General features: G+C 70.1%; 14 protein-coding genes. 4 read left to right on the top strand and 10 right to left on the bottom strand.

What is annotated here, in order from left to right; genetic code table 11:
* Positions 1-16 precede the first annotated feature (16 nt).
* The 3 genes from ACM26Y_RS10850 to pgsA all read right to left on the bottom strand — a co-directional run bounded on the left by ACM26Y_RS10850 (position 17) and on the right by pgsA (position 1,720).
* Positions 17-412 (bottom strand): helix-turn-helix domain-containing protein, encoded by a 396-nt coding sequence (locus tag ACM26Y_RS10850; RefSeq protein ID WP_003935652.1) that lies wholly within the window; start codon positions 410-412, stop codon positions 17-19.
* Between the two features lie 146 nt (positions 413-558).
* Positions 559-1,059 (bottom strand): CinA family protein, encoded by a 501-nt coding sequence (locus ACM26Y_RS10845; RefSeq protein WP_371383059.1) that lies wholly within the window; start codon positions 1,057-1,059, stop codon positions 559-561.
* 4 nt (positions 1,060-1,063) lie between these two features.
* Positions 1,064-1,720: a CDP-diacylglycerol--glycerol-3-phosphate 3-phosphatidyltransferase gene (gene pgsA, locus ACM26Y_RS10840; RefSeq protein ID WP_371383060.1), complete on the bottom strand. Its 657-nt coding sequence runs from the start codon at positions 1,718-1,720 to the stop codon at positions 1,064-1,066.
* Between the two features lie 132 nt (positions 1,721-1,852).
* On the opposite strand from pgsA, the gene ACM26Y_RS10835 reads away from it, so the two are divergent.
* Both ACM26Y_RS10835 and ACM26Y_RS10830 read left to right on the top strand, forming a co-directional pair.
* Positions 1,853-2,380 carry an amino-acid N-acetyltransferase gene (locus ACM26Y_RS10835; RefSeq protein WP_003935655.1) on the top strand — a complete coding sequence of 176 codons (528 nt, stop codon included), beginning with the start codon at positions 1,853-1,855 and terminating at the stop codon, positions 2,378-2,380.
* Between the two features lie 36 nt (positions 2,381-2,416).
* Entirely contained in the window at positions 2,417-2,701 is a 285-nt protein-coding gene (locus tag ACM26Y_RS10830) for a YciI family protein (RefSeq protein ID WP_003935656.1), read from the top strand.
* 21 nt (positions 2,702-2,722) lie between these two features.
* Here ACM26Y_RS10830 and ACM26Y_RS10825 read toward each other — a convergent pair whose 3' ends face one another.
* The 6 genes from ACM26Y_RS10825 to thyX form a co-directional block, all read right to left on the bottom strand.
* Entirely contained in the window at positions 2,723-3,709 is a 987-nt protein-coding gene (locus ACM26Y_RS10825; RefSeq protein ID WP_003935657.1) for a TerC family protein, read from the bottom strand.
* A 207-nt stretch (positions 3,710-3,916) separates the two neighbouring features.
* Positions 3,917-6,583, bottom strand: a complete 2,667-nt coding sequence (locus tag ACM26Y_RS10820) for a DNA translocase FtsK (RefSeq protein ID WP_416063418.1) — start codon at positions 6,581-6,583, stop codon at positions 3,917-3,919.
* A 90-nt stretch (positions 6,584-6,673) separates the two neighbouring features.
* A complete protein-coding gene (locus ACM26Y_RS10815; RefSeq protein WP_040781745.1) occupies positions 6,674-7,297 on the bottom strand; it encodes a TIGR03085 family metal-binding protein in 624 nt (207 codons plus the stop codon).
* A gap of 53 nt (positions 7,298-7,350) precedes the next feature.
* Positions 7,351-9,039: a ribonuclease J gene (locus ACM26Y_RS10810; RefSeq protein WP_003935660.1), complete on the bottom strand. Its 1,689-nt coding sequence runs from the start codon at positions 9,037-9,039 to the stop codon at positions 7,351-7,353.
* A gap of 125 nt (positions 9,040-9,164) precedes the next feature.
* A complete protein-coding gene (dapA, locus tag ACM26Y_RS10805) occupies positions 9,165-10,073 on the bottom strand; it encodes a 4-hydroxy-tetrahydrodipicolinate synthase (RefSeq protein WP_010592676.1) in 909 nt (302 codons plus the stop codon).
* Between the two features lie 49 nt (positions 10,074-10,122).
* Complete coding sequence (gene thyX / locus ACM26Y_RS10800; RefSeq protein WP_003935662.1) at positions 10,123-10,878, bottom strand: FAD-dependent thymidylate synthase; 756 nt, start codon at positions 10,876-10,878, stop codon at positions 10,123-10,125.
* 169 nt (positions 10,879-11,047) lie between these two features.
* Here thyX and ACM26Y_RS10795 point away from each other — a divergent pair, with 169 nt between their 5' ends.
* Both ACM26Y_RS10795 and ACM26Y_RS10790 read left to right on the top strand, forming a co-directional pair.
* Positions 11,048-11,575 (top strand): toxin-antitoxin system HicB family antitoxin, encoded by a 528-nt coding sequence (locus ACM26Y_RS10795; RefSeq protein WP_416063417.1) that lies wholly within the window; start codon positions 11,048-11,050, stop codon positions 11,573-11,575.
* Positions 11,576-11,635: 60 nt separating this feature from the next.
* On the top strand, positions 11,636-12,073 hold the full coding sequence (locus ACM26Y_RS10790; RefSeq protein ID WP_416063416.1) for an SRPBCC family protein: 438 nt from the start codon (positions 11,636-11,638) through the stop codon (positions 12,071-12,073).
* Between the two features lie 23 nt (positions 12,074-12,096).
* Here the strand turns inward: ACM26Y_RS10790 and ACM26Y_RS10785 are convergent, their stop codons facing one another.
* Positions 12,097-12,579, bottom strand: coding sequence for a flavodoxin family protein (locus ACM26Y_RS10785; protein WP_003935665.1), 483 nt, complete (start codon positions 12,577-12,579; stop codon positions 12,097-12,099).
* Positions 12,580-12,587: the final 8 nt, after the last annotated feature.

Raw genomic sequence — 12,587 nt, 5'->3', positions numbered from 1 at the left:
CGGTCCGACCTCCATGTTATGCGGCAGCCAGCGCACGTGCTGCCGGCGGCGGGATCACCACCCGCGTGTCCTGCGCGACGAGTGCCGCGTGCTCGGCGGCGAGGGCCTCCGCGTCGCGAGGCGCCGGCTCGGCCCCGAGACCCGCCGCACCCACCGGGGTCCGGCCGCGGGCCGGAACCGCATCGGCGAGCGACTCGCTGACGTCGAAGAGCACGTCGGACAAGGGCACGTCGAGGGCGTCGCAGATCGCGGCGAGCAGTTCGCTCGACGCCTCCTTGCGTCCGCGTTCGATTTCGGAGAGGTAGCCGAGGCTGACCCGGGCGCTGCTGGAGACCTCACGCAGGGTGCGGCTCTGCGAAACGCGGGTGCGCCGAAGGCTGTCACCGATTGCCTCACGCAACAACAGCGCCATCCCATCCTCCTTCGTCCGTCGTCGCTCATCCCGTCAACGCACGACGCACGTCGCCGGGTTCCCGGCTCCCCGCCCGGGCACGAAAACCCCTGCCGGGCGCGGCTCCGCACGGGTCCGGTCACCACCGGTACCGCGGTGTCAAGACACTACATCCCCGCGGCGGCGTGCACGCGGGTGAGTAGGCCCGACACGGCGGCGCGGGTGGCACCGGTCCGGATGTCCCACCGGTCACCGGACACCGACGGCCGGGTGACCACAGTGCCTCCCGGTCCGGCGATCCCGATGTACAGCGTGCCCGGCGGATGCCCGTCCTGCGGGTCCGGCCCGGCCACGCCGGTGACGCCCACGCCCCACGTCGCTGCGCAGCGCTCCGCGGCGCCCTCGGCCAACGCCGCGGCCGTGGACTCGGAGACCGGCCCGTCCACCGCGAGCCGGCCCGCGTCCACCCCGGCCAGGGTGGACTTGAGGTCGGTGGCGTAGACGATCAGTCCGCCGCGCAGCACCACGCTCGCACCGGGTACCCCGGCGATCGTCGCGGCAATCAGCCCGGCCGTGAGGGATTCCGCCGTGGCCACCGTCTGCCGCTGTGCGGCCAGGGCCGCGACCAGTTCCGCGGCCGCGGTGCCGGGAACGAGGGGGTCGGGCACCGCCTCACTCCTCGTGCTGGTGCTCGACGCGGTGCACTCCGGCGCGCAGCCGCACCGCCTGGACCACGTAGTCGATGCCGGTACCCACCGTGAGGATCACCGCCAGCCCCATCAGCGCGACAGCGAACGGCGCGGCCGCCGCCGGCAGCGGCAGCAGGTACAGCACGATCGCGAGGGACTGGAACAGGGTCTTGGCCTTGCCGCCGCGGCTCGCGGGGATCACCGCATGCCGCAACACGAAGAAGCGCAGTGCGGTGACGCCGAGTTCGCGGGCCGCGATGATGCCGGTCACCCACCACGACAGGTCACCGAGCAGCGACAGGCCCACGAGGGCGGCGCCGATGAGCGCCTTGTCGGCGATCGGATCGGCAAGCTTGCCGAAATCGGTCACGAGTCCGTGCTTGCGCGCGAGCTGCCCGTCGATCCGGTCGGTGATCGCCGCGACGGCGAACACGGCCGTGGCGGTGAGGCGCCACGCGGCATCGTGGCCGTCGCCGGCGAACAACGCCAGCAGGAACACCGGCACCAGAGCGATCCGCAGCATGGTGAGGATGTTGGCGATGTTCCACAGCGGCACCGGCTCCGCGGCCGCGGGCGCATGGGGCCCGGGGGCCGCCGCGGCCCCGCCGGTCCCGGCCACCTCGGGATGCGGCGCGCTCACGCCGGCCTCCCCGCCGCGGACGGCGCCGCGGGACGACGCGGACCCGGGTCCGCCGGGGCGACACGTGAGCATGGGGATCCGACCGGCACACGGACACAATATCGGTAGAGCGACCGGCTACTGTTCACCACTATGAATTCGCGGACGACGGACCCGGAGACCCACGACCGCATTGTCGTGCGACGTGCGCGAACCGGTGACATTCCGGAGATCAAGCGACTGGTCGACATCTATGCGGGCAAGATCCTCCTGGAGAAGAATCTCGTCACCCTGTACGAGTCCGTGCAGGAGTTCTGGGTGGCCGAGACAGCGGGCACCGTCGTCGGCTGCGGGGCCTTGCACGTGCTGTGGTCCGACCTGGGCGAGATCCGCACCGTCGCGGTGGATCCGCGGGTCAAGGGCCGTGGAGTCGGCCACCTCGTCGTCGCCCACCTGATCGAAGTCGCCCGCGAACTCGAGTTGGAGCGGCTGTTCGTGCTCACCTTCGAGGTCGAGTTCTTCGGCCGGCACGGATTCACGGAGATCGACGGCACTCCCGTGACCGCCGAGGTGTACGCGGAGATGTGCCGTTCCTACGACACCGGTGTGGCCGAGTTCCTGGACCTGAGCTACGTCAAACCGAACACCCTCGGAAACACCCGGATGCTGCTCTCGCTCTGAGCCGCGTCCGCCCCACCACCACGAATGCGAGGATCCATGCCGCTGTTCGCTGTCGAGTACACCTACTCCGAAGCCACCACCGACGGCCGCGACGAGCACCGGCCCGCCCACCGGGGCTGGCTCGGCGAACTCGTCGACGCCGGGACGGTGCGGGCGACCGGTCCGTGGGCCGACGGATCGGGCGCGCTGATCGTCGTCGAGGCTGCGGACGAGCCGGCGGTGCGCGAGGTCATGGCGCAGGATCCCTTCGCTCGTCACGGCCTCGTCGACGCGGTCCGGATCACGGAGTGGCTCCCGGTGATGGGCGTCTTCAACGACTGACGCCCATCACCGGCGGGAAGGTCAGGTGAGGTCGGCCTTCTCGCTGCGCGTCTTGAGCAGGCTCGCCACGGTCGTCACCACGAGCACACCGACGATCACGCCCAGCGACAACCACGTCGAGATCTCCGGCACCGCGACGTGTTCACCGCCGTTGACGAACGACAGCGTGTTCTCGTGCAGCGCGTGGAGCACCAGTTTGATACCGATGAACCCGAGGATCACGGACAGGCCGTAGGACAGGTAGACCAACCGTTCGAGCAGGCCGCCGATGAGGAAGAACAGCTGTCGCAGGCCCATCAGCGCGAATGCATTCGCGGTGAACACCAGGTACGGCTCGCTGGTGAGTCCGTAGATCGCGGGGATCGAGTCGAGCGCGAACAGGATGTCGGTGAAGCCGATGGCGGCCAGAGCGAGCAGCATCGGGGTGGCGAAGCGCTTGCCGTCGATCCGGGTGAACAGCTTGTCGCCGTGGTACTCGTCGGTGGTCGGGTACACCTTGCGGACCAGGGAGACGATCCGGTTCTCCCGCTCCTTCTCGTGCTCGACCTCCTCACCGTGCTCGCGGATCAGCTTGATCGCGGTGTAGATGAGGAATGCGCCGAAGAGGTAGAACACCCAGCTGTAGGCGTTGATCGCCGCCGCCCCGACGGCGATGAACGCCCCGCGCATCACGAGTGCCAGGACGATGCCGATAGTGAGTACCTTCTGCTGGTACTCGCGTGGCACCGCGAAGGTCGACATGATGATCACGAAGACGAACAGGTTGTCGACACTGAGAGCCTTCTCGGTGACGTACCCGGCGAAGTACTCGCCGCCGTACGTCGGTCCCCAGATCGCGAACACCACGACGCCGAACACCACGGCGAGGCCGATGAACACCGCCGACCAGAAGCCGGACTCGCGCAGCGTGGGCGCGTGCGGTTTGCGGACGTGAGCGTAGAAGTCGAAGACGAACAGTCCCAGGATCACCAGGATGGTGACGATCCAGACGAGCGGGGTGACATGCATCTGCAGGCATTCCTCCGGTAGGCACAGCGAACCACCGGAGGTCTCTCCCACCTCGATTCACGGCTCCGGGGAGCAGGTTCGAGGTCGACAGCCCCGGGACGACATCGGTGTCGCACGTGTTGACGGAACTGCCGCGAGTTAGGGGATACTCCCCTCCACTTCGTCCATTCAACCACACAGGGGAAGCGGCATCGAACCGTGCTGCTCCTACTCCGCCGGTGCCGGCGCGTCCGCGTCCCCGCCGCCCCGGATGGAGAGCAGCAGGCCGTCGAGTTCGTCCGGTTTGACCAGGACCTCCCGCGCCTTGGAGCCTTCGCTGGGGCCGACGACCCCGCGGGTCTCCATCAGATCCATCAGGCGCCCCGCCTTCGCGAACCCGACCCGCAGCTTGCGCTGCAGCATCGACGTCGACCCGAACTGGCTCGACACCACCAGCTCGACCGCCTGCAGGAACACGTCGAGGTCGTCACCGATGTCGGGGTCGACATCCTTCTTCTCGCCGGGCTTCGCCGTGGTGACACCCTCGGTGTACTCCGGTTCCTTCTGGTTCTTGGCGAAGTCGACGACGGCCGCGATCTCCTCGTCGGTGATGAACGCGCCCTGCATCCGGATCGGCTTGCCGGCCCCCATCGGCAGGAACAGGCCGTCGCCCATGCCGATGAGCTTCTCGGCACCGGGCTGGTCGAGGATGACGCGGGAGTCCGTCAGCGACGAGGTCGCGAACGCGAGCCGCGACGGCACGTTCGTCTTGATCAGGCCGGTCACCACGTCGACGGAGGGCCGCTGCGTGGCGAGCACCAGATGGATGCCGGCGGCGCGGGCCTTCTGCGTGATCCGCACGATGGCGTCCTCGACGTCGCGGGGGGCCGTCATCATCAGGTCGGCGAGCTCGTCGACGATCGCGAGGATGTACGGGTACGGCCGGTAGACCCGCTCGCTGCCGAGCGGGGCGGTGATCTCGCCGGACCGGACCTTGGTGTTGAAGTCGTCGATGTGCCGGACGCGGTTGGCCTGCATGTCCTGGTAGCGCTGCTCCATCTCCTCCACCAGCCACGCGAGGGCGGCGGCCGCCTTCTTCGGCTGGGTGATGATGGGCGTGATCAGGTGCGGGATGCCCTCGTACGGCGTGAGCTCGACCATCTTCGGGTCGATGAGGATCATCCGGACCTCGTCCGGGGTGGCACGCACGAGCAGCGACACCAGCATCGAGTTGACGAAACTCGACTTGCCGGAGCCGGTGGAGCCGGCGACGAGCAGATGCGGCATCTTGGCCAGGTTCGCACAGACGAAGTCGCCTTCGATGTCCTTGCCGAGCCCGATCACCAGCGGATGGTGATCCTTGCGCGTCGACGGAGCGGCGAGCACGTCGGCGAGACGCACCAGTTCGCGGTCCGAGTTCGGGACCTCGATGCCCACCGCGGACTTGCCGGGGATCGGCGCGAGCAGGCGCACGTTGTCGGTGGCCACGGCATAGGCGATGTTGCGGGCGAGCGCGGTGATCTTCTCGACCTTCACGCCCGGCCCGAGTTCCACCTCGTACCTGGTGACCGTGGGGCCGCGGGTGAAGCCCGTGACCGCGGCGTCGATCTTGAACTGTTCGAGCACCTCGGTGATGGCCTCGATCATCTGGTCGTTCGCCGAACTGTGCTTCTTGGGCGGATCGCCCTCGAGCAGCAGCCCGAGCGACGGCAGAGCGTAGTCGCCCTCCACCACCCGGTCGGGAACGAGCGGCTCGAGCTTGCCGTCGTCGGAGGACTCCTCGACCGGCGGGGCCGGCGCGGGGGCCGCTTTGGACCGGGCGCGGGCGCGGGGCGGCTCGGGTGCCGGTTCGGGTACGGGTTCCGGCGCCGGGGGCGCGGCGGGCGCCGGCTCCGGATCCCACACCGGCAGCACCTCGGTGCGGGCGTCGCCGTCGAATTCGTCCGTGGGGTAGTTCTCGACGGGAGTACGCCGCCGGCCCCTGGTCCGCCGCTCGACCGGATAGCCGTCGGCGTCGAACAGAGTCGGGTCCCGATCGGCGTCGTAGTCGTCGGCGTGGTCCGGGTCGTATGCGCCGTACTCGTCGTCGGCTCGGTAGTGCAGGCCGAAGTACTCGCGGAACATGCCGGGCAGTTCCCGGATCGTCGTGCCGGTGAGCAGCAGGATGCCGAACCCGGCTGCCATCAGCAGCAACGGAACCGACAACCACACCGTCAGGCCGTCGGTGAGGGGCCCGCCCACCAGGTATCCGAGGAAGCCGGCGCCACCCGCCCGGCCCGCACCGTCACTGGGCATGCCCGAGGCGATGTGCCACAGGCCGAGCGCAGGAAGGGCGACGAGCATCGACCCCAGGACGAGCCGGGGCCGGATCTCCGGCCGTGGCTCGGTACGCATGAGGACGACCGCGATCACGAGACCGGTCAGCGGCAGCACCGCGCTCGCGCCGCCGACGACCGCACGGACCGCGGCCTCGATCCAGCCGCCGAGCGGGCCGCCGACGGCGAACCAGACGCTGCCGGCGACGACGACGCTCGCGGCGATGAGCCCGAGGGCGATGCCGTCGCGGCGGTGGCCGTGCTCGACCTCCGTCACCCTGCCCACCGTGCGGGTGGTGGCACCCACCCCGCGGGCGATCATCGTCCAGCCGGTCCCGATCCCGCGGCCGAGCGTGTGCAGGACGCCCGGCCGTGCCGAACGGGCGGGCGCCTTGCGCCGAGGGGTGGCGGTGCTGCGGGCCGGGCGTCGTGCGGCGGGCTGCCGGCGGGTGGTCGTGGCGGGCTTGCGGGTGCTGCCCTTCGCACGCGATGCACCCGTGGCCCCGGACGAGCCGCGCGCACCCGACCTCGACCGTGAGGTCGTCGACGACGATCCGCGGGCACCCGACTTTCCTGCCATACCCGTCAGGTTAGTCGCAATGTCCACAACCGAACCATCCGCAACACCGGCATCAGCCGCACGCGGTGGTCACACGGGTGCCGGGGCGGATCAGACGCCGCGACCGGACGCGGCGACCTCGGCGACGTCGGCGGCCGGCCCGGTGGTCTCGACGCGCACCTCGTCACGGCCGAAGGCGTGCAGCAACAACTCGGCGGGCTCGCCCCGCAGGATCACGGTCCGCGGACCGCGCCGCCGGACCGTCGCGCGGGTGCCGTCGGGGCGCTCGAACACGACCGTGACGTCGGTGCCGCGGTAACCGCGCCGGCCGATCTGCCGGGCCATCTGCCACAGGCGGTCCTGGGTAGACGCGTCGAGCGGCCGCGGCTCCCACCCGGGCGCGGCGCGGCGCACGTCCTCGTGGTGGACGAACATCTCCGCGGCATTGGCGAGTCCGTCGACGAGGTACAACGGCGACCATACGGGCGGTCCGGACTCGATGTCGGCGAGCAGCTGCTCCCACGGCCGGTCCGCCGCCCCGGCGCGCACCCGCTCGGTGTGCCCGGCCAGGGGCGGCAGGACGATGCCCGGCATCGTGTCGATCCGGCGTTCGCGGACCACGAGATGGGCGGCCAGGTCCCGGGTGGTCCAGTCCCCGCACAGAGTGGGGGCGTCGGGGCCGGTCTGCGTCATGGTGCGGACGAGTGCGTGTCGTTCGTCACGGGCGAGGCTCACCCGGCCCACTGTAGCGCCGGACGGGCCGGACCGTCCGGCGCCGCGGAGTACGGCTACGCCGGGCCCGGAACGGTGATCACCGTCGGCACGATCATCGGCCGGCGCCGGTAGGTGTCGGACACCCAGCGCCCGACGACGCGGCGGATCGCCTGGGCGATGCGATGGGCGTCGTCGATGCCCTCGGCAGCGAGCTCGTTGAGAACCTTGTCCACGAGCTGCGCGGCCTCGGACAGCGCTCCCGGGTCGTCGGAGAAGCCGCGCCCGGACACCCCGGGCGTGCTCACGGCGCGACCGCTCTCGTCCACGGCGACGGAGATGGAGATGAAGCCGCCCTCGCCGAGGATCAGCCGGTCCGACAGGGTGGATTCGCCGACGTCGCCGACGGACAGGCCGTCGACGTAGACGTGGCCGACGGGCACCTGCCCGACGATCTCCGCGAGCCCGTCGACGAGGTCGACGACCACGCCGTCCTCGGCGAGCACGATCCGCTCGCGCGGCACCCCGGTCGCTTCGGCGAGCTTCGCGTTGGCCCGCAGGTGCCGCCATTCCCCGTGCACCGGCATCGCGTTCGTCGGGCGCACCGCGTTGTACAGGTACAGCAGCTCGCCCGCAGAGGCGTGGCCGGAGACGTGCACCTTCGCATTCTGCTGGGTGACGACGGTGGCGCCCCGCTTGGCGAGGCCGTTGACGACCGCGAACACCGAGTTCTCGTTGCCCGGGATCAGCGAGGACGCCAGGACGACGAGGTCGTCGGCCCGGATGTTGATCTGGCGGTGCTCGCCCCGCGCCATCCGGGAGAGTGCGGACAGCGGTTCACCCTGGGAGCCGGTGGAGATCAGCACGAGCCGGTTGTCGGGCAGCGTCGCCGCGGTGTCGAGGTCGACGACGAGCCCGTCCGGCACCCGCAGGTAGCCGAGATCCTGCGCGATCTGCATGTTGCGCACCATCGACCGCCCCACGAAGGCGATGCGGCGGTTGTACCGCTCGGCGACGTCGACCACCTGCTGGATGCGATGCACGTGGCTGGCGAAGGACGCGACGATCACACGCTGGGTGGCCTTACCGATGACATTGTCCAGCACGCCGCCGATTTCGCGTTCCGGCATCACGAAGCCGGGGACCTCGGCGTTGGTGGAGTCGACGAGGAACAGGTCGACTCCCTCGTCGCCGAGCCGGGAGAATCCGGCGAGGTCGGTGAGGCGGCCGTCGAGCGGCAACTGGTCGAGTTTGATGTCGCCGGTGTGCAGCACGAGGCCGGCCTCGGTACGGACGGCGACGGCGAGCGCGTCCGGGATCGAGTGGTTGACGGCGAAGTACTCGCACTCGAACGGCCCGTGCGTGGTCTTGTCGCCCTCGACGACCTCGACGAGGTTGGGGCGCAGCCGGTGCTCGCGGCATTTCGCGGCGACGAGAGCGAGGGTGAACTTCGAACCCACGACCGGGATGTCGGGACGCAGCCGCAACAGGAACGGCACTGCCCCGATGTGGTCCTCGTGCCCGTGGGTCAGGACGACGGCTTCGACGTCGTCCATGCGGTCCTCGATGTGCCGGAAGTCCGGCAGGATGAGGTCGACGCCCGGCTGCTGGTCCTCGGGGAAGAGCACGCCGCAGTCGATGACGAGGAGCTTGCCCTGGTGCTCGAAGACCGTCATGTTGCGGCCGATCTCGCCGATGCCGCCGAGCGCGACGACGCGCAGCCCCTTGGGCGGTGCCTTCGGCGGGGTCCCCAGCCGCACGGACATGTCCGCGACCTTGCGCGGATCGGGCCGCTGGGTGTCGGCCGAGTTCTGCACGGTCCGGCGCACCGGCCGGGTGCTGGGCGGTCCGGCGTTGCGGGTGGCGCGGCCCCGGCCGCGCGACGGGCGGCTCACGCGAGCACCCCTGCGGCGTGCAGGTCTGCAGCCAGTGCGTCGATCTGCAGGGAGGTCGGCGCCACCTGGGGCAGGCGAGGCTCGCCGACGTCGAGACCCATCAACCGCAGGCCCGCCTTCGACGCGCTCACCCCCCCGAGGCGGGAGACGGCACGCAGGATCGGCATGAGGCTCAGGTTGATCGCGCGGGCGCGGACGAGATCACCGGCCTGGAAGGCGTCGTACAGCTCCCGCAGGCGGCCGGGCACGAGATGTCCGATGACACTGACGAATCCGACGGCACCGACGGACAGCCACGGGAGGTTGAGCGGGTCGTCTCCGGAGTAGAACTTCAGGTCGGTGGTGCCGATGAGTTCGGCGCCGGCGTTGAGATCGCCCTTGGCGTCCTTGACCGCCACGATGCGGGGATGCTCGGCGAGCCGGCGCAGCGTCTCCGTTTCGATCGGCACGACCGAGCGCGGCGGGATGTCGTAGAGCATGACGGGCAGGTCGGTGGCGTTCGCGACGGCCGTGAAGTGGGCGTAGAGCCCTGCCTGCGGCGGCCGGGAGTAGTACGGGGTGACGACGAGCAGCCCGTGGGCGCCGGCTCGCGCGGCGTCGCGGGCGAGTTCGACGCTGTGGGCGGTGTCGTTGCTGCCGGCGCCGGCGATGATCTTCGCGCGGTCCCCCACCGCGGCGAGCACGGCGCGCATCAGTTCGAGCTTCTCGTTCTCGGTGGTGGTCGGCGATTCGCCGGTGGTGCCCGCGAGAACCAGCGCATCGCAGCCGCCGTCGACCAGATAGGCGGCAAGACGCACACCCGCGTCCACGTCGAGCTTGCCGTCGGCGGTGAACGGGGTCACCATCGCTGTGGCGATGGTGCCGAACGGAAGCTCGACAGCAGAAGCGGAATCACCGTTGGTCATGGTCAGAAGGCTACCGCGTGACCCGGGCTGTTCCACACACACCTGCCGGTCAGGTGTCGGTCGCAAAGGCACCGGCGGCGACCTCGGAACCGTCGGGCAGACGGGTGATGGTGAAGTCGCCGAAGATGTTCGGCGCGACGTCCTGCAGCTGACGCAGGCACTCGACGGCGAGGCGGCGAATCTCGACGTCGGCGTGCTCGGTCGCGCGCATGGCCACGAAGTGCCGCCAGGACCGGTAGTTGCCGGTGACGACGACGCGGGTCTCGGTGGCGTTGGGCAGCACCGATCGCGCGGCCTCACGGGCCTGCTTCGCACGGATCGGCCCCTCGGGCAGATGGGAGAGCTTCTCGTCGAGCGCGTCGAGCAGTTCGATGTACGCGGCCCGGCTGGACTCGGCGGCGGCGAGGAACAGTTCCTCGAGCCGCGGGTCCCCCGCCACGGCCGGCGGGACCACGACCGGAGCGTCGCTGCCGCGGACGAACCGCTGGGACAGCTGGGAATAGGAGAAGTGCCGGTGCCGGATGAGTTCGTGGGTGCAGGACCGGGAGATGCCGGTGATGTAGAAGCTCACCGAACCGTGCTCGAGCACGGACAGGTGCCCGACCGTGAGCAGGTGGCGTAGGTACCCGGCATTGGTCGCCGTGCGGGGGTTCGGCTTGGACCAGCTCTGGTAGCACGCCCGGCCGGCGAACTCGGCGAGTGCCTCTCCCCCGTCGGCGTCGGTTTCCCAGGGCACGTCGGCGGGCGGGACGAACTCGGTCTTGGCCACCAGCCTGACCTCGAGTGTGACTGGCTCGGGCGCCATCGGTTCTCCTCCAGATTGTCGATCCCGTCGAACCCGTCGACCGTAGCGCTGTCGGGCACGGCGCTGTCGGGCACGGCGCTGTCGGGCACGGCGCTGTCGAGGGTGTCATCGGATGTGAGGTGCGGGTCGACGCCTTGATTGACATCACTTGTGACGTCAGAATGATGTCATGAACCTCGATCCGTACCTGGACACGATCACCGACTCCCTCGCCGCCTCCGCCGAACTCGGCGACGAACAGACCCGCCGGACCGCGGCGGCCCTCGCCACAGCGGTCGCCGCACCCGCCCGCCTGGCGCTGCTGCGGGCGCTGTCGGACATGGCGGCGGAGATCTCGAGCGAACTCGGCGACCGGGTGGTCACCGTCCGCCTCGACGGCAGCGACGCGGTGCTCGAGGTGCGCGGGGACGCGCCCTCCGAAACCCCCGGCGCCGACCGGACTTTCGAGGACGTCACCGGAGACATCAGCCGGGTGACCCTGCGCCTCGTCGAACAGATCAAGGCACGCGCCGAGGAGGCGGCGGCCCAGAACGGCGTGTCGCTGAACTCGTGGGTGTCGCAGGCCGTCCAGGGGGCGCTGCGGGAACAGATGCGATATCAGCGCCGCGCCGACGAGCGCGCCACGAGGCGTCCTGACGAGGAGGCCGGACGGGGTCCGTCCGGAACGTCCGAACCGTCCGAGCGTGAGGACGGGTGAGCAGGAGGCGGTGCGGTACATTGCCGACGCACGTCACCCGAAAGCCGAGGAAGTGAGCGCATGGCCGTCAGCAGTTCCAGCAGTTTCGAGATCAAGGCCGACCCGGGTCGCGTGATGGCGGGAATCGCCGCGGTCGACCGGCTGCCGGAGTGGTCGGGGCCCCACAAGACCGTCGTCGTCGAGACCACCCACCCGGACGGCCGCCCCCACCGCGTCCGCATGACCGTGTCCATCATCGGAATCCACGACGAGCAGGTCGTGGACTACTACTGGAACGGCGACGAGTCGATGTCCTGGACCCTGATCGAGAGCCATCAGCAGCATCAGCAGGACGGCACGTACACGCTGACGGCCACCGAGAGCGGCACCCGGGTCGACTTCACCCTCACGATCGACCCCAAGATTCCGCTGCCCGGCTTCATGGTGAAGAAGGCCCAGAAGATGGCGATGGAGACCGCCGAGAAGGGATTGACGAAGTTCGTCGAGAAGCTGCTCTGAGGCGCCGCGCGGTGTCCGAGCGGTCAGACCTCCTGTGACACGGACACCGCGACGGTCGCTCCGAGCTCGTAGCAGCGCTCCCGGACCTGCGCGTCGATCGGACCGGTGACTTCGAGGTCCTGCGTGACCTGCGCCAGGGCGAGGCCCGTGACGAGCTTGCGCACCGAGGCGACCGCACCCGCGGTGTCGTTGTTGCCGTGGACCCACAACCCGTACGGCCGGCCTGCGATCGCGTCGAGGCACGGGTAGTAGACGGTGTCGAAGAAGTGCTTCAGCGCCCCCGACATGTACCCGAAGTTCGCGGTGGTGCCGAACACGTAGCCGTCGGCGGCGAGCACATCCGGCACCGTCGCGCCGAGCGCGGGCACCGTCCGCACCCGCACGCCGACGATGTCGGGATCGCGCGCCCCGGCGAGCACCGCCTCGAGCAATTCGCGGGTCGACGGGGACGGGGTGTGGTGGACGACGAGCAGCGTGCGCTCGCCGTCGGCGGGAGCCTCGGTCACACCCTGCA

The organism is Rhodococcus indonesiensis, assembly GCF_047782815.1.
GTDB classification, from domain to species: Bacteria; Actinomycetota; Actinomycetes; order Mycobacteriales; family Mycobacteriaceae; genus Rhodococcus; species Rhodococcus indonesiensis.
The sequence above is the reverse complement of the archived record's forward strand: the minus strand, read 5'-3'. Positions and strand labels throughout refer to the sequence as shown.